Genomic DNA, 21,544 nt, shown 5'->3' on the forward strand with positions numbered 1-21,544 from the left:
GTAAAATATGTTATTTACAAAATAAAGGATATTTTTAGCTATAAACAATAAAAGGTAAATGTATGGTCCAGTTTTCTTTACCAAAGAATTCTAAAGTTAATAGAAAGGGTAAAGTTTATCCTGCTCCTGCTAGGGCAAAAAACGTTAGAAGATTTCAAATTTACCGTTGGTCAGCTGATGACGGAGAAAATCCTAGGATAGACACATTTTTTATTGATATGGATGATTGTGGCTCTATGGTGCTTGATGCGTTAATAAAGATAAAAAATGAAGTAGATTCGACCTTAACTTTTAGGCGTTCTTGCAGAGAAGGAATATGTGGATCTTGTGCTATGAATATTGGTGGAACCAATACTCTTGCATGTATTAAGTCTATATCTGATATAAAAGGTGATGTGAAAGTATATCCATTGCCTCACATGTATGTAATAAAAGACCTAGTTTCTGACCTGAGCCAATTTTATGAGCAATATAAGTCGATTAACCCTTGGTTACAAGCAGATAAGCCTGAATTACCGAACAAAGAATATTCACAATCTCCTAAAGATAGAAGAAAACTTGATGGACTTTCTGATTGTATATTATGTGCCTGTTGTTCAACTAGTTGTCCGAATTACTGGTGGAACAGTGATAAATTTTTAGGGCCAGCAATACTATTGCAGGCTTACAGGTGGATTGTTGATAGCCGTGATGGTAAGACAAATGAGAGGCTTGATGCCTTAAGTGATCCATTTAGGTTATATTGCTGTCATACAATAATGAGTTGTACGAAAACCTGTCCTAAAGGGCTTAATCCAGCAAGAGCAATAGTAAAAATAAAGCAGCTTATGCTAGAGAGGGGAGGAGTTTGAATGGTACCTCTTGCACTCCTCGTATGAGAAAAGTAGACCTTCTGAAGCATAAGGTATTATTAATATTCTAAATGCTTTTCCATTTGTGAAGTGGATTGTACTATTATATGGCACAAGTAATTTTTTGAATAACTCGTGCCTTTGGCTACTAATGGTTTTAAAATCCTCTTGTTTTAAAAGTTTTTTGGATTCAAATAAGTGAAACATGACTTCGTGATAAGTGGGATAAGATGCCAAGAGCTTTGTGTCAAATTGAAAGGTTTTTACAAAAGCATTGTTAAAAAACTTTAGTTTTTGATTTTTGCCATATATCGTGATAGCAATTGGTAGCTCCTCGAGTAAATTTTTCTGTGCGGCTAAGTAGCTATCTAGTTTGACATGTAACTCCTCTGTATCACTAATATCTTTTCCATACACTATTATGCTGCTGGAATTTCGTATTGGAATTTTAATGAAATCAAAAATTTTGCGCTCATTTTTGTAAGTTATTACATGTTTTCCTGATTTTGTGCTTTGAGTGCTGTTAGGAACAGCCAATCTTTGGGAGCTATTTATATATTTATCATAAAAAAAATTGTAAAACTTTACCTTTTTGTTTTCATTATATTTGAGTATTGGAAATGGTAGAGAGTTGAAAATGTTTCTATAGCTCTCTATTTTTTGTTTAAGTTTATTGTTTTCTAGCTCAAGTTCAGTAGCTTGTATCTTATAGTCTGAGATATTTCTTATCCATAGGAGTACTCCGATCACAGTATTAGAATCATCTACTATGCTTCTGCCATAGCATATACAGTAAACCTCACCATCTTTTGACTTTAAATCTAAAGTGAAGGATTTATTTATTTTTTTTGCCTCAGTAAAATTTTTAATTAGACTTTCTGATTGCTCGAAAAAATTTACGAACTCATTGAATGAATAAAAAACGGTATTGAGCAAAATCAGCAAATTAGGAGAGAATTTTTCTATGCGTTTTTTTGCATCCCAGATATAAAAACCATCGTCTATAGTATCAATTAGATTATTTATTATGATATTTTGATGCTGTAGGCTCTTAATTCTATTATCTACTTTCAATTTGGAATAAGAGAGAAAAAATAGTATTAAAATTAATAATAAAACTACTTCGTACAAAAAAAACATAGTACTTTTAAAATGGACGTAAAAATTTGTAACTGCTCAATAAAGGCATGTATAAGTTACGCTGAAGAAGTATACAAGTAAAGATTGCCTAATATCTGAAAGCCTAATCTTTTATAGAGGTTAACAGAAGGTTTCATACAATGTGCTACTACATATTTGCATTTAAGCTGCTGGATTATTTTGATTCTTTCTAAAACCATTTGGGTGCCTATTCCACGATTTCTATGAATTGGTAAAACTCCATCACTGTAGAAACCGGCTACGCTATCTTGAATATAAAAACCGCATGTTCCGACAACTTCGTTATTTAGTGTTACAAGGAAGAACTTTAATCCTGAGTTTTTATCATCGTAGTTTGGTAATCCGCGAAAAAATGTACTGACAATTCCAACATTATGATGAAAAATTCTAGAGGTACATAAATCTAACTGTTCCAAGAGGTTGCTATTGTTTACGATGTTTAACCTTAAATTTGGAACAACGTCAGCAGATAGGAGATAATTTTTCATATTAAGTAAAACTTTTTTCGGTGTACTAACGTGTTTTATTTCACTATTTTCTAAAATATTTTTTGCCCTTATATGTGAATTCATTACCCATGTTGCTTCTATGTTTCTTGTTCTAAGATAATCTAGAGTTTTTTGTATAGAAAGTTTAGTACATTGATCTCCACAGAACACAAAGTTGAATAATGATTCCTTAGTTCCATTTATTGTAAACCCGATGTTATCAAATTCATTATGCACTTCCCACTGAGATAAGTTTGCTGTGTGCAGTATGTAATCCTTTAGATTTTGAGTAACTAGGCTTGAATAGTAGATTTCCTTATCCTGCATACACAGATAATGAATAATAAAAAGCCTCTATAAGAACACAAGCTAAGATTGCGGCTATAATATCATCTAGCATAACGCCTAGAGGACACTTGATGTTTTTATTAATCAAATTTATAGGCCATATTTTTATTATATCAAAAAACCTAAAAGAAAAAAAGCATAACATTAATAAAAGGCTATTCACTTCTTGGTTTAGCGGTACCGAAATTAAAAATATTGTTAATAATTGGCCAACTACTTCGTCAATTACTACCTCTTTTGGATCATGTAGGGTCTGGTAATGTTTTGTATAGTTACTTATTGACCATAATCCAATTAAAAATAAGAAAAGAATAGTTGTTGCACCTAGAGTTCTATTACTTAGTACTATAGGAACAACTGGGTAAGAAGCTAAGCTGCCTACAGTACCTGGCATTTTCTTTATTGTGCCAGATAGCCACCATGTTGATATCAGTTTGTAAAAAATTTTCATAATACACTAAAGTAAAAGATTAACTTAAAAAAACGGAAACGGTATCCTCTATAGGAGCATTTTCGTATAATAATCTATAAACCGCTTCACATATAGACATTTTTATTTTTAGCTTTTCTGCTAAATAAAATACGGATTGAGCAGTACTAAAACCTTCAGTCACTAATTTTCCTTCTGACAAAATTTGCTGAATGTTAAAACTATTATTACTACTACCTATTTTAGATCCAAGAGATAAGTTTCTTGAATTTAAGGATGTGCATGTCATAATTAGATCGCCTAAACATGCTGGTCCAAGTAATGTGTCTATGTCTATGTTATTGTTATTGATTTTTGCTAAATAAAAAGTTTTGATTTCATTCATACTTTTTGTTATTAATGCTGCGTGGGTATTGTAGCCGAGTTTCTTGCCCAGAATAACTCCACATGCTATAGCAAAAACGTTCTTTAGTGCTGCACAAATTTGCACCCCTATAACATCACTACTAAAATGTAACTTGATATTTTCTTGATGTAGTTCTGACATCAACTTTGAGCCTAGTGTATAGTTTTGACATGCAAGAACCATTGAATAAGGCAGTTTTTTTGCGACTTCCATCGCAAAGCTAGGACCTGAAAAAATAGCAACAGGGTTGTTAGGTAAAACTTCATTTACTATTTCACTTGGTAATTTTAATGTTGATCTTTCTATTCCTTTACAAGCTAAAATCATTGCTACATCTTTCTGCAATCCACAATTATATAACTGCTGGCATACCTGCCTTAGAGACTGAACAGGAACAGCGAAGATTATTGCTGAAGCATTAATTGTTTCTTCAATGGTTGACTTTACTAACACATTGTCAGAAATTCGATAACCAGGTAACTTATCGCTTTCTCTTACTTTATTGATTAATTCAAATGTAGTTCTGCTACGGGCCCACAGGACTACATTCTGTTTATCACTCAGTGAAATTGCAATTGCTGTACCCCATGCACCAGCGCCTAAAATTGATATTGTCACACAATGCTCCTAAAAATTATTATTCTACTTTAGAATGGTGTGATAAGTAAATTAAAATATGACATAGATATGTAAAATAATTAAATATTTATTAACTTAAGTGCTCTTTTATGATGATGTCTTTAATTCAATATTTACTGAAAATAATGTTATTTTTATGATATATAGTATATCTATTATGTATATTTTAGATCTGTTTATATGATTTTGGAATGGTATGTCCATTATAGTAGTTTTGACAATTTGTTAATAAAAGTTTGATTTGTTACTTTCCTTAGTTATATATATATTGCTAAAATTATAAATTACTTACGGGGTATGAAATATGCGTATATTGTTAATTGAAGATGATCAAGTAAGTGCAAAGACTGTAGTTAACGCTTTAACTTCTGATGGACACTTTTGTGATGTTGTGACTTCTGCACAAGACTACAATAATAATATGGTTTCCTCGAATGGGGATCATTACGACCTAGTTATTCTAGATATACACTTACCAGGTGATATTGATGGATACGATATATTATTAAGGTTAAGAAGTGCAAAAATTAAAGTTCCTGTCTTAATACTTTCGTGCATATCTGCTGTTAATCAAAAAGCTAAAGGACTAGGGTACGGTGCTGATGATTACTTAACTAAACCATTCCATAAGAGTGAGCTGCTTGCTCGAATAAAGGCAATAGTTCGTCGTACTAAAGGCCATCCTGAATCGGTGATAAAGATTGGTAATATAAATATTAATTTTGATCATAGGGTTGTTGAAGTAAAAGGTAGAGCAGTTCACCTAACTAATAAAGAATATTCTATGATAGAATTACTAGCGTTGCGTAAAGGTACTGTATTAACAAAAGAAATGTTTTTAAACCATCTCTATAATGGTTTAGATGAACCTTCAGATAATAAGATAGTTGATGTCTTTATGTGTAAGTTACGTAAGAAACTTGAGAGTGCAAATGATGGGAAAAGCCATATAGAAACTGTTTGGGGCAGAGGATATGTCCTGAAAGAATATCTTGATGATGAGGAATATTCTAACGTTAATGTAGGAGAGAATAATGGTGGCTATCAAGCAGAACAAGTGAAGGACGGTGCATAAAATGCTTATACATAGGCTATTGTACTGATACTTATATGAATGCCTAGGTGAAATATAAGCCGAGTTCTGTTTATGTAGCTATTTATCTGGAGTAAATGTTACCATTTACTGCATGCGATTTACCCGAGTAGACATGAGGAAAAGCATAAGACCTACTCTTATTTAATCTTGCTCCTAGTGTTGGTTACTCAACTACCAATGTTGCCATTGGTATGGTATGCTCTTACCACACCTTTTCACCCTTACCTGAAAGTACTTAGGCGGTAATTTTCTGTAGCCCTAAACTGGAGTTACCCCCGGCGGGTATTACCCGTCACTATTTTCCCTTGGAGCCCGGACTTTCCTCTGCTGTATTTATTACACAACAGCAGCTACTTATTTCACCCAGAAAATGGATTTTAACATGAAAATCATAGAAGTAAAATAATTTTCCTGTTAGTTAGTGATCTATATATCAAGTATTAAACCTATAATTAAGGTATATTCTGATACATTATTGCTATCTTAAAGTGAGCGCCACTATACTTTTAGACTTTGATCCCTTACTACTTACTTTACCTAGGTGATAGACTACTTGATTCTGCTACCACTTTCTACTAGTACACTATTTAATCTTATTTTAGGACTGCTTGTATGCTATTGCTATAATAGTTCACCTGCTGTTTGAAACGTGACAAAATCAGATAGCTCTAACACAGGAGTGGCATTGTAATAGTAGTATTTCTTAGTATTGTGCACTATGAATTCTATCACTCCAAAATGCTTATCTCTCTTAGTAGAGATATATTAGCTATAATAAGTTGATTAAGTTACAGAGAAGAGTTCTTTTGGAGGGATACAGTTGGGTAAAGCACATAAATTATTGGCTTTTTTTATTTTGGTCTTGATATAACAAATACTGTTTTTATATAGTCTTTTCTAGAAAGAAATGGTTCTTTGTTTATTTGACCGTTTCTTACCCGAGTAAGGAGTTGTTAATTCCCTATAATATTATTCAAATCCTCAACTATCTCTTGCCACATTGAATTTAGAGATATATGTTTTTTTATCTTGGTAATCTTTTTATTACATTTGTATATAAAACATTGTATTTTTACTTGGTACTATTGCTCTGAAGTTATCAAATTTGGATGATTTTTTTTATGATTCTATTTATTTTAATAAAGTCAAAAGGGGAAGCCTCTTATATAATACACCAGTTTTCATAGGGTATTTAAGACAACACAGAGTGCCAATTTATAAGAGTTAGGGAGGATAAATTTACTATGTGATTTTTTCTTTATATCTTTTTTATTTGGTAGTTTTATTAAACATAAAGTAATCTGTAAGTTATGGTAAGAAAGTAGTATTTAAATATGTGGCACTAAAATTTGGTCTTTATTATATGGTTACTTGGTTAAAATTAAGTTTCCTAGATCCTAGTGTCCGCTGTTTAGGAGATACCCATCTTTGCAAAGGAAGACTTGTATTGTATGTATAAGTATTGCATAGCCTACATTAGAGTGTACTAAAAAATCAGCTAACTATAAGAAAATAGTTGCAATTGCTCTCAGCTATTCAGCGAAAAGTGCTAGTTTTATACTTAGTGTATAATTACAATTTGGTAGATATAGAGGATAATTTTTCAGAAGTAAAATTAACTACAAAGAGCTAAAGTACTAAATGTAAATTTTAGCTAATGTAGAAAGAATATAGAATTGTAATGTCGGTTAGAGAAACATTAACTGGTAAGTGGTGATGATTTCACCTTGTGGATAATCTATACTGATGTCCATCTAAGCTTTGAGTGAAACGCTTTTAGAAAGCATATAGCAGCTAGTTCATCAAACTTTAGTAAGCAGTCTCAATGCAGAAAGAAAAGTAATTTTTTTTGTGATGGTTGTAGCCTATACTATAAAAGGCTTCACTCAGATACCTTCTCTTTCTGAGCTAAAAAGTATATTATGTTGTGTTTATTTACCAGTAATATCTGAAATAATAGTGCTATTTATTCAACTAAAAAGTCAGGGCTCTATTCTTGTGCTATTCAAGTACTGTAGCAAGAGCGGCTATGATGCAGCATTATCATGTGCTGTGTTTACACGAGTATAGATCATATTCAAAAGGGAAAGGTCAATTGCTGTATTGCCCTAGGTGAAAAAGGAGTTGAGGCAATAGAAATTGAACTTGGAAATTATTGCTTTTGCTGCTTAACATTAATTGTTAATAAAGCTCTCTGCTGCATTTAAGTGATATAATCTAAACAAAGAGTGGCTGAAACGCTGGAAATTTTTTGATGATCTTTCTTGTATTTCGTGTGACAACAAATGTGGTTTTCTTCGAATGATTAAACCATAAGATCCAAGAATTTTAGTCTATTACTTGGAAGATTGAGAGAAATATAATCTATTTGTGGAATTAGCCATATTTTGTTGGATATTCTATAAAGGGATGAATAACTTGATTGTATTTTTCCATTAATTTATATTAATTTCTTATTAGAATTTTTTGTGATATCAATTGAGTTAAAATTCACTCATTAAAAAGTCTATAGTGTATACTGCCAAGTTTTTATTGCTGAATCTATTTTGCACCTTACTGGCTTTTTCTTTTTTATTTCATTGCTTTAAGTATGTTAGTTTTGCCAATACCATTTTTTTAAAGATAATAACTAAGTTGTAACTTAAGTTCAGCCTAAAGCTTAAATGGTTACGGAGATTATATAATTTTAGCTTTTTATGTAACAATGAATAACCATTAATTTAAAAATGGTTTTTTTATTTATATTTTTTTAACTTCCTCTAGAACTTCATTAACATGCCCGCTAACTTTTACGTTTTTCCAGATTTTTACTATTTTACCCTTTTTATTTATTAAAAAAGTGGTGCGTTCTATCCCCATATACTTTTTGCCAAATATACTCTTTTCTGTCCAAACACCATACTTTTCTAATATTCTAACATTTTCATCAGAAACTAAATAGAATGGTAGTGAATATTTTGCTTTGAAATTTGCATGGCATTTAACACTATCTTTTGATACACCAATTATCACTGTATCAAAAGAGGAAAAATCTTTTATTTTATCTCTAAAATCTTTTGCTTCTATAGTACAACCTGGAGTGTCATCTTTAGGGTAGAAATAGAGGACTACATTTCTTTTATTAAAAAAAGCAACCAGTGATAGATTTTCACCAGAATCTGTTGGTAAGCTAAAATTTGGTGCATTATTTCCTACTGCTAATTCTATATTTTGCGCTCCTTTAATGGTACCTATGGTAGTATATTATACTCAGAGTTTCAAGAATTCTAGGTAAAAGTCAATTGGATTTTCATATATTTCTTTTTCATAAAAGAAATTTAACGTCATGGTAGTCCAAATTTTGCTTCGCTTTTAGTTAATAGTAAAAAAGTTCTACTATTAACTCTACTAGTTTTTTGCTAGGTGGTAAGCCCAATTCCTGTACCTTCGTTTCTATATCTTGAGTCTGCTTGGATAGAAACGGATATAACTTTTTTTAGTTGCCATTCTTATTAAACTATCTTTAGGAGTAAATTTAATTAAATTTGGTAATAAATTAATTATAACTTATGTTATACTTTTATGATCTGCAATAACTAACAGTTGTTTATTATGCAACTCTTTTTAATTCATTTCTGTTTCTTTTAATTGAGGTGATAGCATATTAAAGTATGAACCATTACTTTATTAGGTTAAGTTTTACTTTTTTACTGTTAAGTTACTTAATTCAGCTTTCGTAAAGTTGAGCACATTGTTAATTAAAGCAAGTAAATATATCCTGTATTATATATCGTTTATATATTTCTTGTGTCAAAAGTGATCAATAAAACATAAAGTTTAATTTTTGATTAACTCTGCGAATCTAATGATAAAAATGAAGAAGTGTATACAGCTCATGTATAACACTTGCAAAAACTTTAGCTTATTTGTGTTTTCTTACTCTGATTTCTCTTTTTATCTATTGCAACTCAGTGTTCGTTTTATGCTACTTAACTAGCATCTAGATATTGAAAAAGTGTGAATAAAGTATTGTTAGTATTGGAATTACTAATGATAAGGCTGAAAAAATTAAAAAACAGGCTGTTAAAAAGTGGCATTTTAGTGTTACCTTTATGAAGTATAGAAAAAATGAGGGATTGATTTATTTTCTATAGTATAAAATACTTCTTAGTTGTTTAGTGGTTTATTAATTTTATCGTTTGTGAGTAACTGTTTACCTTATAATCTTGAATGTTAAGATTGCTAAATATTATCTTGCTATTTTAACTATATAATATTAACCTTAAAGGCTTTTCACTTTGCTAACTTATTGTGATAATACAGCATATATAGCTTTATCAGTTAATTTATATAACCTTAAAGTTTTTGTATTTAACGTGATGCTTTTCTATTATGAATAATAATAATTTCTTATTGTACTGCTTCCAGCACATTTTTAAGTCTATACTTGGGTTACAAAGAAAAATATGCTTCTTAATGAATAATTGAAATATAATGTTATTCAATAGAACCACAAAAATTTTGGAAATATACAGTAACTTTGTTGATTTGCTTAGCTTATACATGTCCTTCTCATTGTAGTAGCTTTTGTGTTATTAATTAAAACTCAGTATACCATATTTTTATGAAAATTTCTCTTATCTTGTTAGTTTATCTTCTATTAATGTCAGTTTTTTCCATAGTAAGAGTATTTACTTGTGCGACGTTGGTAATAAGTACTACATAGATTTTTTCTTGGAATAGCTGTTAATAATTTAGATTGCTCTAACTCAAGATTAATCATACTCTTAAGTTATAAAAAGAAAGATGATGGTGTGTGACGAATATTTATAGTATACTTGTACTAGTTTTTATAAAAAATTAATAAATAACAGCTTTGTTAGTGCCGTGTTTTTTGCGAATTCTAGGCTGTGACAGTAGAGTGGGCTTAAGATTGCTAAGGTTTATCAAGGTGGAAAAGGTAATAAAAACCGTCATAGAATTTTAACATTTTGTGGTTCCTTTTATGGAAGTATGGAAGGAGTTTTTTTAAACTTGTCTACAAACGATAGACAAAAAATTCTGAGTTGTTAAATCCTTGCGTTGGTTGGTACCATAATAATATAAAGCTCAATACTAGGAGCGCAGAGAAGGCAATTTCTCACGGTATAAGTTGTTGTATGAGTAAAAGGATGGGGGTGAATGTTAAGATAATGAATAAATTCCTAAAAAATTAATTAGAGAACCTAGCAAATAAATTTCTGTGATAGGGGAAGTAAGGGAAGGTATTTAATGTTTTGGATAAAATGGAAATGAATAACCTGAAGTTTATAAAAAGCTGGGTTATTGTTAGTTATTTACTGTTGAGGTAGCACTGGTAGAGTTATGAGAATTTTGTCTCTACTCAGTATTACTAAAAAGAAAATTGATGGTAGTAGTAGCGTTAAGTTTATTAAACGGTTATTTATCTAAGGAATCTTTTGGCTTATATTAATATGAGTAGCAATCTAATATGCTTGGGAGTAATTATTTCTCCTCATGGAGTTAATGGGGCTATTAAAATAAAAACTTTTACTGAAAAGCCTGAGAATATCTCCTTGTACGGTAAGCTAACAAGTGGTGATGAGAATTATGAAATAGACTTAATGTCTATAGTAGATGAGAGCTTGGTAATAGCTACAATAGATGGAGTAAATTCTCGTAACAAAGCAGAGCTTTTGAGAAATAAGAAATTATATATAGAAAAAGACAAGCTGCCAGAATTAAGTGATAAGAACGAATTCTATCAAAGTGACCTTGTGGGTATGAAAGTAAGGTTAGAAAATAATAAACTGTATGGATATGTAAAATCTATATGTAATTTTGGTTCAGGAGATATATTGAAAATTTCGGTCACTGATACAAAAAAGAGCATTATGCTACCTTTTACTAAAGAAATATTTTCGCATATAAACGTAAAAGAAGAGTATATAATCCTCAATATGCCAGAATTTATTGATTAGTAAAAGGGTTTGATCTTTAATCAAAAGCCATTTATAATTATAAAACCAACTAGGAATGGAATTATGGCAGAAAGAGCTAATGATGTTAGGCCAGGTCAGATATTAGAGCATAATGATGGGTTGTTTTTGGTTGTAAGTATAATGCATACTCAGCCTGGTAAAGGTGGTGCATACATACAGGCTGAAATGAAGAATATCAAAACTGGAGCAAAATACTATGAGAGGTTTCGCTCTGATGCCCCAATCAGAAGGGCAATTTTAGATGAAGAGGAGTATGTTTATTTATTTACTGAAGGAGATATTGTGTATCTTATGCATCCAAGTAATTATGAGCAAGTTACTCTAAACTTAAGTTTATTGGGAGAAAAGAAGATTTATCTACAGAATAACATAAAAATTAAAGTTATAACTTACCAAGATAGAATAGTTTCTACACGTGTACCTGATTATGTTACGTTGACTGTAAGAGAGACAGAATCTGTTATTAAAAAACAGACTATTACTTCTTCTTATAAGCCTGCAGTTTTAGAAAATGGAATGCGTATTAGCGTACCTCAATTTATAAGAGAAGAAGATAAAGTTGTAGTATATACTCCTGACGATAGCTATTATGAAAGGGCAAAAGGATAGAGAAAGATGTCTACTTCTTCACCGCGAGTTAATGTGATGCTTGATTCTGTCCGAGGTGCTTCTAAACAACTGATGCGTGATTTTAATGAATTGCAAATTTCTAATATTAAATCAAGCGATTTTATTAGCAAAACTTACTCGAAATCCAAGCAAGCCATATGCGGTTGCTTGCATAATTATAGACAAGGATATAGTTTTCTTTTTGAAGATGATGTTGATCAAGAAGTAAAAGATGATACTTATACTTGGTTTATTATGCCTATAGAAAGTAAGGAGAATTTTTTTAGCTGTATAGTTTATTTTACAGTATCGGTCTGTCTAATTTATAAGAACAAAGTTGTGGCAGCTGTAGTTGATGTTCCTGCTCTTAGAGAAACTTTCTGGGCAGAAGAGAGGAGAGGTGCTTTTCTTGAAGATTCTAGATTTCGTCATATAAGGATGCGGATGAAAAGTCGTGATGGGGGATTGATAGATGTAAGCGGTAATTTATTAGATAGGTTACTACCAGATAACAGTAATGTGCGTTCCATTGGTTCGACAGTTTTAGGTTTTGTATATCTTGCTGCAGGAAGACACAAAGGAATAGTTTACTCTGGAGTTAATAAATATAAAACTTTGCTTGGTAAACTTTTTCTTCAAGAAAGTGGTGGAAGGCTAGTAGAGGATAATGGGTTAATTGTTGCAGGCAATATTAGGCTAGCATAAGTAGGCTGTAGGAATAGATAGCTTTTCAAAAACTTTTACAAGGGACTCTGTTAAATGTTCCATCATTTCATCGGTGTGGTAAGGTGTAGGGGTGATACGAAAGCGTTCAGTTCCTCTTGGAACTGTAGGGTAATTTATGTGTTGAACATATATTCCATGTTCATCAAATAGTAACCTTGATGCCCTTTTGGATAACTCTGGATTACCAATTATTATTGGAATTATATGAGTTTTTGTTGGGATAAGGTTGATCCTTGCATTTTTTAGTGAGTTTTTTACTTTTTCAACGACTTGTTTTTGTTTCTCTCTTTCAATATTACTTGATTTTAGATAATCAACGCTTGCTTTTGCTGCTGCTGCTAAAACAGGCGAAATAGCAGTGGTGAAAATAAATCCTGGGGCAGAACTTCTTATTACATCTATTAAGCTTTTTGAAGATGCTATATATCCGCCCATCACTCCAAAAGCTTTTGATAGTGTGCCTTGAATAATAGTTACTCTATCCGTTAGACCTTCCCTTTCTGCGATTCCACCACCATGTGAACCGTACATGCCAACTGCGTGTACCTCATCTAAGTAAGTAATTGCATTATGTTTCTCTGCCAAATCACATATTTCTCTCAATGGTGCTATATCACCATCCATTGAGTATATAGATTCAAATGCTATTATCTTTGGTGTTTTCTCGTCTACAGACTTTAACAACTGTTCTAAGTGATCAACGTTATTGTGCTTGAATATGTATTTCGGTCTTTTTCCTGATTTGATACCTTCTATCATCGAAGAATGGTTTTTCTCGTCTGAAAAAAATACTACGTCAGGAATAACGGACGATAAAGTGCTAAGTGTTGTCTGGTTAGCAAGGTAGCCACAAGCAAAAGTTAAAGCAGCTTTTTTATTATGCAAGCAAGCTAGAGATTTCTCAAGTTCAACGACCTCTTTTGTTGTACCGGATATATTTCTTGTTCCTCCTGCTCCAACTGGTGAATTTTGGATAGCAGCAATTACGCTTTCATTTTGTGACATTCCTAAATAATTGTTGCTGCACCAGACAATTACTTCCCTATTTCTTTCGTAATCCATAACATAAGGAAATCTACCAGGCAATGACGCAAAGTGCATGAATTCACGGTATCGCCCTTCCTCTTTTATATCTTTGATTTTGCTTAAAAATATCCCTTCGTAGTCTACCAAGTTTTTATCTATTAATAGCTAATAAAATTATAATAAATTATTTAATGGTAGACTACTATATTTATTTACAGTGCAACAGTAGGCTTTTTCTTTATATCAACCCCTTCGACTTTACTGTTCTCAATTAAGCTTTTAGGCATATAATAGTATATAATTGCAGCGGCAGCTAAACAGCAAGCTCCAACTACTATTCCTACTACTGATATCTCTAAGTGAACTGCAGTAGCTACTCCTAGGGCAACCACAGCTGTTGTTAATACGGATGCAGCTATGAAGTGCAGATTATTATTTTTTGTATCCTGTAGAATAGTGTTATTCGTTTGTTTAGATTTTTTGTTAGTTACCAGAGGGTGTCTATGCTGACTCTGATACAAGCGATATTGATCTTGGCTCTGTTTTTTTGTTTGTGGGCCTTTTGAACTACTCCTTTCAGGAATAGAAACATTTTCACCTTTATCTATACTCTCAAATGGGGAACCACCGTTATCACTTGACACATCGACTGCACTGAAAGAACTGCTGCTGTGACTACGATCACTATTCGTAGAACTCTCTAGTAGATGTAACGATGAATCTGCTTGACTATCTTTACTTTCAAGCTCTAGCTCACCTTTTATTTGTGATGTTGTCTGTTCAGTAAGTTGATTAGGGACTTGTTTTTTCTTGGTATCATTAACAACTGGTGAGATGTTGATACATTCACTTTGAGACTTCTGTGTGCTTGAAGAAACTCCTTCGCTTTGAGCAATAGCTATTTGTTCTGGAACTTGGGTTTCAAGAACTTCTTGTTGCTCTTGGGCATTAGGTGGTTTGCTGTTATGGTTTTTTTTCTTTTTGCTTTTACACATTTCACCCCCTTGTAATTATTGCTAATAGGCTTCTGTATTGAAACCTCTACATTATTCATAATATTTTTTCTGTTGTCCACAGTATTTTTTCCAGCTGGCGACTGATGGCACTTTTAGATTTTGTTTTTTATTGCTTATTTCGTGTTTATTTTAAAGTATATAAGTCATTCATCTACTAAGTTGTTAATAATGTTTTCTGCTACTAGAAACATGGTCTTTAGCGTCGGTTAAATTTTGTGCTTCTAATTAGGTGCGTTTTTTAATTTTATCACGTAACTAATTTAACCATATATTATTTTTATTAAGATAGAAATTGCTAATAGGAGAAGTAATATTATGAACATTAGGTTTGTGCTTTTTTTGTCTCCTTTATTAATATTTGTCCTCTATGGAGGGATTATTAAATAATTTTCTAAACTAAAACCATAGTATTTTGCTAGAAGCATTATGGATCGCAAAGTTTGTTATTACCTTTTAGATTTGTTGATCTTCACTTATTAAAAACTTCATTTTTCTTTGTAAAGTAACGTTGTTCCGTATTTAGAGTGGCATTTAGAAAAGCATAATAGAAATGCAGTGAAAGCTTTATAATAGCTGTATAGTGTAAGGTACTATAACTTTCTGATAAGGGAAGTTATAGTACCTAAGTGTTATTGTTTGATTGAAAGTTTTCATGTTTTACATCTTATACATATAGAAGTTTATTCTGAAGCTGATGATCTATTATGGAATTACTTGTTTCAGTATTTTATCAAGGCTAGGCAACGAATCATAAAATATATTGCAGAGAACACTGGCATGCATTTTTTTGCCTTTAAGTAAAAATTCTAAAATAAAATTGCGGCATTTACATCAGTTATCATATTATCGTAAAGGTGTTTAGTACTACAATGGGCTATAGTCGTTTCTTTATTTTTTTTTGTAAAGACAAAGCTATCACACCTTCTATTTCTCTTGTTGCAATAAAAAGTGAAACCTTTATTAATGAGGTCAACTTTGATTTTCTATGTCTGCTACCTAACTTTTTATTGGTATCACCACAGCTTATTTTATGGAATTACATGTTTCTAATAATTTCTATTCATTAAATCCTGTAGCTTGCACTTCGTTAAGTTGCTAACCATAACAACTTCAGGGTATCTATCATCTTAAAGTCACTACATTAAGAAGTCTTCAAGTTTATTTTTGGAAATAATTGATGTCTCTTAACTCTTACTATCTAAAATTTAAGCCTCTTTATTTTCCTTCAATGCCAGAGTCCGGGAATGACGATGCTCTTTAACTTTTATTGCTTTTTGATTTTTACTTTCTTAAAATTTGAAATTCTTTTTTAGCATCCATGTTTAAAAATTGTTTTTGTTCTTGCTGTTATTTCCTCTTTCGGGATTTTTATGTAACGTGAGCTGCTAATCAAGTAAATCCTATGTCATGTGTTTCTTTCATATTGAAATAATGCAAGCTAATATGTAGTGCTAAATGGGAATCTTGTTGAGTAAATTGTTCAGTTTCTTAGCAAACAAGTTTGCATTGTCCATTTCTTCGCCTTCTATAATGCAGGCTTGATAGAATAATAAGTGAACCATGTCTTCTAATGTTTGGCTTTCACCGCTTTCAGCGTGAGATTTCATGATACTTTTTATTACTGGATGCTTAGTGTTGATTTCAAGCACCTTTGGCGTACGGTAATTCAGTTGTTTTTGTTCACGCAGAAAACGCTCCATTCTAAGATCCATAGCACCCTCATCGATTGCTAAACATACAGGACTATCAGTTAATTTTTTAGAAATTTTTACGCTTTTTACTGAGTTACTAAGAACTTTGGTGAAATATTGTAATATAGAATCTGCATTTTCTTCACTCCTTTTTTCATCTGACTTGCTTTCTTCATCTTTTTTTTTCGGAGAAAACTTTTCCAGATCTACGTCAGCGCGAGTTACGGACTTAAATTTTTGATCTTTGTATTCATGCACTACACTAGTCCAGAAATCATCTACTGGATCAATAAACAGAAGAACTTCTAATTCTTTACTGATAAATCCTTCAAGTTGTGGACTATATTTTACAGAATCCAGGCTATTTCCCGTGAGGTAGTAAACATGCTCTTGCTCAGGCTTCATTCTGCTTATGTAGTCATCAATGCTGACTAATTTATCGTTACCTGTGCTGTGAAATCTGCAGATTGAGAGCAGTGCTTCTCTCTCATCAGTTAGCATAGCTTCACAAAGGCCTTCTTTTAATACCGCACCAAAATTGGTCCAAAATTTTGTATATTCCTCTAAATTTTCTTTTGCCTTTTTACTAAGTTCAGATATCACTCGTTTAGTGAGAGATTTTCTAATTTGCTCAACAACGCGATTATTCTGCAGTGTTTCTCTGCTAATGTTGAGAGGTAAATCTGGAGAATCAACAATTCCTTTTAAAAATCTTAAATACTGTGGTATAATCTGTACATTATCTTCAGTAATAAATACTTTATTTACATATAGCTTTACAGAGCAACGTCTGTCTGGGTGGAATAAATCAAAAGGTTTAATAGAGGGGATATAAAGCAAGTTTGTATATTCTATTGCTCCTTCATTTTTATTATGTAATATCATCCAAGGCTCACCACCAACATGCGCAACACTATGAAAGAAATCGTTGTGCTCTTCTTGAGTAACATCATTTTTTGGTTTAGTCCAAATTGCAGCTTTACTGTTTAATTTTTCACTTTTTCCCTCTTCATCTATGAACTCAACAGGAAAATTTATGTGATCCGAGTAAGTAGTAACAATGTTTGCAATACGAAACTTTTCTAAAAACTCGCTCTCTTCAGGACATATAACTAGGGTAATTTTAGTTCCACGAGCAATTTGATTACCTAATTTGCTGATTGAATATCTTCCATCTCCCTTTGATTTCCAGATCCAAGATTCCTTTTCTCCCGCCTTTTGAGATTCAACTATTACCTCTGAGGCAACCATGAAACTTGAGTAAAAACCCACACCAAATTTTCCAATTAACTCTACAGTTTGGTTCGAATCTTTGCTACTTTTGATCGCTTCCAGGAATTTTTGTGTACCAGAGCTAGCAATTCTGCCGAGGTTATCTATTAAATCCTGCCGGTTCATTCCAATACCATTGTCTGTTATATATAGCTCATTCTTATCTTTATTGCTACTAATGGTAATTTTTAACTCGTCACTTGAATCTAGTAAATTAGGGTCTAATTGGGACTCATAGCGTAATTTGTCACATGCATCTGATGCATTTGATATCAGTTCACGTAGAAAAATTCCTTTATTGGTATAGAGTGAATTAATTACTATATTTAGTACTTTTTCTATTTCAGCGTCAAATTTTAAATTTTCGGTTTCTTGTATATTATACACTTTGAACTCCATTTATTAGCTTACTACTTAATGATCTAAGTATTGTACTGGGATCTTTCAAGGTTGTGTGCACCAAAATTAACGTAGCTACTATATTATTATAATACTCGATAAATCAAGTATCATAGTTATATTGATCAAACATTTTTTTAAACTGTTAAAAGCGGATTATTCTTTTATAAACTTGTTGTTTACTTCTTTTACTTTAAAGAGTGTTGATAAGGGCATTATCACTGAATTCTCAAATTTTGTTCTTGCTTTGAACCTTTACTTGTGATTTATAATAGAATAAGAACTTTGCTAAAGTTCTTATTCTATTAATGCTTATTTGCTAAGCTAATTTTCAAACTGATACTTTTATAATTGAAAAACTTACTAAGTTGAACATTGTATTCCTAGCTATTTCTGATCCTAAGCTTAACTTTTTCATTTTATTTTTATAAAAAACTTTAATCTATATTTATTTGATGTGTTTTTTTATACTGCTCCTTTTATGTTATTAGCATTTTCTGTACTCTTTCACCTTAATCAAAAAGTAGTTTTCTAGTATTTTCTTCGAAAATTGTGTTAGAGAACTAAAAGAGTCTTTCTTCTTTTTGATTTTTTTGTAGAGCATTATTCTTCTCATTTTGCTCAAGCTTTTTATTGTTGAATTTTTCTTTTTAAATATTCTTACTGCTCGATGAAAAATCGATATAATGGTTTTGATAAGGTTTAACCTGTTTGTGTAAAAGCTTTGGCAGTTGCGTTTATCAGCTTATTACAGTAACTTGTTCTTACTACTAAATCTACTTCTTTTACTTATAGCAATATAGCCAAATTCTTCTTTTGATTTCTATGTTGATTACCTCAGTTTATTTATTGATCTTCATTATTCTTTGAGTTTTTTTGTTATTATTTTATAATATTCCCTATTTTCTTTTTGAAGTTTTTACCTTTCGCAACTTTTAGAGCTCTTGTTCCTTTTGAATATAATTAAACTTTTAATTATATTCCTTCTGAAAACACGCATTAAAAAATGCAGAGAGTATATTTAAATCTTGTTTTAATATTCTTTTTGAGTTGTATTATTTAGCTTTGGCTATGCCTACTTTTTAGTAGCGTATAAAATCAAGTGTGTCAGCCCATTGTAGAAGCGGATTAGCATAGCTTTTAATGATAATATCCCTTAGGCTTATTGGGAGCGTCTTATTTATATTTTTTTATCAAAATGTTATTTACTTGTTAACCTAAAGTACGTAACAATGTAAAAATGGAAAATAGCTCGCTAGCAGTAGTATTTGACTGGGATAATACCTTAGTTGATATCCAAGGCAATATTTCTAATGCTGTTAATTATACTTTAGGCTCAATGGGATGTAACAATAAAGCTGCTAATAAAAATTCTTATAAATCAGAAAGGAACTATATGATTGATTTATCTAGTGACCAGTGGGAAAAAGTAAATCAAATATATCGATATTTAGATAGTACGCTATTACAAAATATTACCCTGAACCAGGGAGTAGGGAAAATGCTGCAGAAGTTGAAAAGCCACAATATTTATCTAGCAATAGTTAGTAATAAGAAAAATATTAATTTGCGTAAAGAAGTTGCCTATTTAAAGTTAGAATCTTACTTTAAAAGAGTAGTGGGTTCATGTGATACTGCAGAAGATAAACCATCTGCAATCCCACTGCTATTTGCCTTGGAAGAGAGTATTTTGCCTATAAGTAGAGAAAATGTATTTTTTGTTGGTGATAGCATCACAGATATTTTGTGTGCACAAAATGCTAATTGTTTACCAATTATATATGGCCAATCAATAAGTGGGTACGAAGATTTGTTGTGTTTTCAACATTTTGATAAACTTACAGACTTCATAATAAAGTATTTAAAAAATAGATAATGAACACTGTTATAGAGATTGCCAGTATACAAAGGCGCTTTTGCGCATATTTACTAGATATAGCAATTTTGCTAGTTCCAACCTTATTAATTGTCCTTTTATTAAAGGATTTTCCGTTAATTCTATATCTACTGTATATATGTATGAATTGCGGTTACTTTACATATTTTATATCTTCAGTAGCTCAAGCAACTCCCGGTCAGCAGTTAATGAACATATATACTATTAGTTTAGATGGTTCTAGAATAGATTTGAGTTTAGCATTTGATAAAAGTATCTCTCAGTTTTTTCTTCCTTTATTGAATAACGTGATAGTTATCCTCATCGATTTTTTTCATGCTCAGGAATCATTAGTAAATGCCTTGAATATACTGGAAGTAATCATAGTTCTGCTCACATTGTGCTGGTATTTAGTAGCTTGCTTCTCTAAAAACAAGCAGACATATCATGACATGCTATTTGGTACAATTGTTGTAAAGGGAACTATCAAATGAACTAGTGACCTCTATTGTTATGCAGATTATATTGGTAAATTAAACTAAAAGAAGGTTGTGAGTAAAGGAGTAATAAAGCATTTGAGTGAGTTAACTTTTATATGCTAGTATTTTTATATTTTATGGTTCTCAAAAGGGGTGAAATTAGTGATCTTGGTGAAGAATTTGAGCATGCAAATGAGCTGGGAAAAAGGATTTTATTAGCGTAATGTTATTAGAGGAATTATTGGAAAACGAGGAAGGACAGTTTACATTGAGTTGAAGGGTAGGTTAGCCTCATTGGGCTTATAGTTAAAATTATTTAAAGATATGAATATAAAGTGTTAAAGAAAATAGTATTTATTTTGATCTTACCTTGTTTACTTCTTTTTTCATTAGGGTTATGGCAATTATTTAGGTTGTACTGGAAAAGTAATATTATTAAAAATATGAATCTTCCGGTTGTTCATCTATTGCCCAATGACGATCTTACAAAGTTTAACTATAGACATATCAAGATTGATGGAATTCTAAGTAATGTAGACTTATATGTTTTTGCAGGGCAACGCGGTTATTATATGCTATCTCCTATGCTGCTTACTACTGGACATTATATGTTAGTGAATAAAGGGTTAATCAAGGAAAGGAAGAGAGAAGGAACAAAAATTGAGAAAGTAACTGTAAGTGGAGTTTTATATTGTGATAGTAGTAAAAGCAAGAGTTGGTTGATCAAGAATGATACTATTTTGAATGTGTGGTTTACCTTAAGTACAGAAGAAATTTCCGATGAGCTTGGTATTAAGCTAGAGAAGTGTGTGTTATGGCAAAAAGGTTTTAGCGATAAATCAACTATACAGCCGATAAAACACTTGGAATATGCAATAACTTGGTTTGTGCTTTTCTTGATTTGGTTGACTATATGTATAGCCTATTATAGACAAAACAAATTCCATACAAGCAGTTGATACATATATCTATATATGCTGTAATTTGTAGGTAATTTATGAACAGATGGGCGTCATTTCAGTTGCTCGATATTAAGGATTTAGGAGAAAA

Annotated in this window: 16 protein-coding genes and 1 other RNA gene; 8 read left to right on the forward strand and 9 right to left on the reverse strand. The window is 31.5% G+C overall.

Features of this window, described 5'->3' with window-relative positions; translation table 11 throughout:
• The first annotated feature begins 62 nt into the window (after window positions 1-62).
• Window positions 63-851 carry a succinate dehydrogenase iron-sulfur subunit gene (locus GOY12_RS00320; protein ID WP_175818115.1) on the forward strand — a complete coding sequence of 263 codons (789 nt, stop codon included), beginning with the start codon at window positions 63-65 and terminating at the stop codon, window positions 849-851.
• Here the strand turns inward: GOY12_RS00320 and GOY12_RS00325 are convergent.
• The 4 genes from GOY12_RS00325 to GOY12_RS00340 are packed head-to-tail and all read right to left on the reverse strand — an operon-like array spanning window position 831 to window position 4,302.
• Complete coding sequence (locus tag GOY12_RS00325) at window positions 831-1,991, reverse strand: transcriptional regulator (protein WP_175818116.1); 1,161 nt, start codon at window positions 1,989-1,991, stop codon at window positions 831-833. The genes GOY12_RS00320 and GOY12_RS00325 overlap by 21 nt on opposite strands.
• A 56-nt stretch (window positions 1,992-2,047) precedes the next feature.
• Window positions 2,048-2,827 (reverse strand): GNAT family N-acetyltransferase, encoded by a 780-nt coding sequence (locus GOY12_RS00330; RefSeq protein WP_175818117.1) that lies wholly within the window; start codon window positions 2,825-2,827, stop codon window positions 2,048-2,050.
• Window positions 2,817-3,299, reverse strand: coding sequence for a phosphatidylglycerophosphatase A family protein (locus tag GOY12_RS00335; protein ID WP_175818118.1), 483 nt, complete (start codon window positions 3,297-3,299; stop codon window positions 2,817-2,819). The genes GOY12_RS00330 and GOY12_RS00335 overlap by 11 nt, the downstream gene beginning before the upstream one ends.
• A 19-nt stretch (window positions 3,300-3,318) precedes the next feature.
• Window positions 3,319-4,302, reverse strand: a complete 984-nt coding sequence (locus tag GOY12_RS00340; protein ID WP_175818119.1) for an NAD(P)H-dependent glycerol-3-phosphate dehydrogenase — start codon at window positions 4,300-4,302, stop codon at window positions 3,319-3,321.
• A gap of 325 nt (window positions 4,303-4,627) precedes the next feature.
• On the opposite strand from GOY12_RS00340, the gene GOY12_RS00345 reads away from it, so the two are divergent.
• Window positions 4,628-5,398 carry a response regulator transcription factor gene (locus GOY12_RS00345; RefSeq protein WP_175818120.1) on the forward strand — a complete coding sequence of 257 codons (771 nt, stop codon included), beginning with the start codon at window positions 4,628-4,630 and terminating at the stop codon, window positions 5,396-5,398.
• A 40-nt stretch (window positions 5,399-5,438) separates the two neighbouring features.
• On the opposite strand, the gene rnpB is transcribed toward GOY12_RS00345, so the two are convergent.
• An RNA gene (gene rnpB / locus GOY12_RS00350) (RNase P RNA component class A) lies at window positions 5,439-5,785 on the reverse strand.
• A gap of 2,373 nt (window positions 5,786-8,158) precedes the next feature.
• Window positions 8,159-8,626 carry a thioredoxin-dependent thiol peroxidase gene (gene bcp / locus GOY12_RS00355; RefSeq protein WP_175818685.1) on the reverse strand — a complete coding sequence of 156 codons (468 nt, stop codon included), beginning with the start codon at window positions 8,624-8,626 and terminating at the stop codon, window positions 8,159-8,161.
• Between the two features lie 2,246 nt (window positions 8,627-10,872).
• On the opposite strand from bcp, the gene rimM reads away from it, so the two are divergent.
• The 3 genes from rimM to GOY12_RS00370 all read left to right on the forward strand — a co-directional run bounded on the left by rimM (window position 10,873) and on the right by GOY12_RS00370 (window position 12,714).
• Window positions 10,873-11,379 (forward strand): ribosome maturation factor RimM, encoded by a 507-nt coding sequence (gene rimM / locus GOY12_RS00360; RefSeq protein ID WP_175818121.1) that lies wholly within the window; start codon window positions 10,873-10,875, stop codon window positions 11,377-11,379.
• A gap of 63 nt (window positions 11,380-11,442) precedes the next feature.
• The gene (gene efp / locus GOY12_RS00365) at window positions 11,443-12,009 is read left to right on the forward strand and encodes an elongation factor P (RefSeq protein WP_175818122.1); all 567 of its coding nucleotides are present in this window, start codon (window positions 11,443-11,445) and stop codon (window positions 12,007-12,009) included.
• Between the two features lie 6 nt (window positions 12,010-12,015).
• Window positions 12,016-12,714 (forward strand): inositol monophosphatase family protein, encoded by a 699-nt coding sequence (locus GOY12_RS00370; protein WP_175818123.1) that lies wholly within the window; start codon window positions 12,016-12,018, stop codon window positions 12,712-12,714.
• On the opposite strand, the gene hemA is transcribed toward GOY12_RS00370, so the two are convergent.
• The 3 genes from hemA to htpG form a co-directional block, all read right to left on the reverse strand.
• Window positions 12,706-13,908 (reverse strand): 5-aminolevulinate synthase, encoded by a 1,203-nt coding sequence (hemA, locus tag GOY12_RS00375; protein ID WP_175818124.1) that lies wholly within the window; start codon window positions 13,906-13,908, stop codon window positions 12,706-12,708. The genes GOY12_RS00370 and hemA overlap by 9 nt on opposite strands.
• 65 nt (window positions 13,909-13,973) lie before the next feature.
• Window positions 13,974-14,756 (reverse strand): TomO hydrophobic C-terminal domain-containing protein, encoded by a 783-nt coding sequence (locus tag GOY12_RS00380; RefSeq protein ID WP_175818125.1) that lies wholly within the window; start codon window positions 14,754-14,756, stop codon window positions 13,974-13,976.
• 1,472 nt (window positions 14,757-16,228) lie between these two features.
• Window positions 16,229-18,127 carry a molecular chaperone HtpG gene (gene htpG, locus GOY12_RS00385; RefSeq protein WP_175818686.1) on the reverse strand — a complete coding sequence of 633 codons (1,899 nt, stop codon included), beginning with the start codon at window positions 18,125-18,127 and terminating at the stop codon, window positions 16,229-16,231.
• Window positions 18,128-19,379: 1,252 nt separating this feature from the next.
• Between htpG and GOY12_RS00390 the strand changes: the two genes are divergently transcribed.
• The 3 genes from GOY12_RS00390 to GOY12_RS00400 all read left to right on the forward strand — a co-directional run bounded on the left by GOY12_RS00390 (window position 19,380) and on the right by GOY12_RS00400 (window position 21,453).
• Window positions 19,380-20,015, forward strand: a complete 636-nt coding sequence (locus GOY12_RS00390; RefSeq protein ID WP_175818126.1) for an HAD family hydrolase — start codon at window positions 19,380-19,382, stop codon at window positions 20,013-20,015.
• Window positions 20,015-20,509: an RDD family protein gene (locus GOY12_RS00395; RefSeq protein WP_175818127.1), complete on the forward strand. Its 495-nt coding sequence runs from the start codon at window positions 20,015-20,017 to the stop codon at window positions 20,507-20,509. Before GOY12_RS00390 ends, GOY12_RS00395 begins: the two co-directional genes overlap by 1 nt.
• Window positions 20,510-20,829: 320 nt before the next feature.
• Window positions 20,830-21,453 (forward strand): SURF1 family protein, encoded by a 624-nt coding sequence (locus GOY12_RS00400; RefSeq protein WP_175818128.1) that lies wholly within the window; start codon window positions 20,830-20,832, stop codon window positions 21,451-21,453.
• Window positions 21,454-21,544: the final 91 nt, after the last annotated feature.

Origin of the sequence: Wolbachia endosymbiont of Dirofilaria (Dirofilaria) immitis, from assembly GCF_013365455.1 — a bacterium.
GTDB lineage: Bacteria > Pseudomonadota > Alphaproteobacteria > Rickettsiales > Anaplasmataceae > Wolbachia.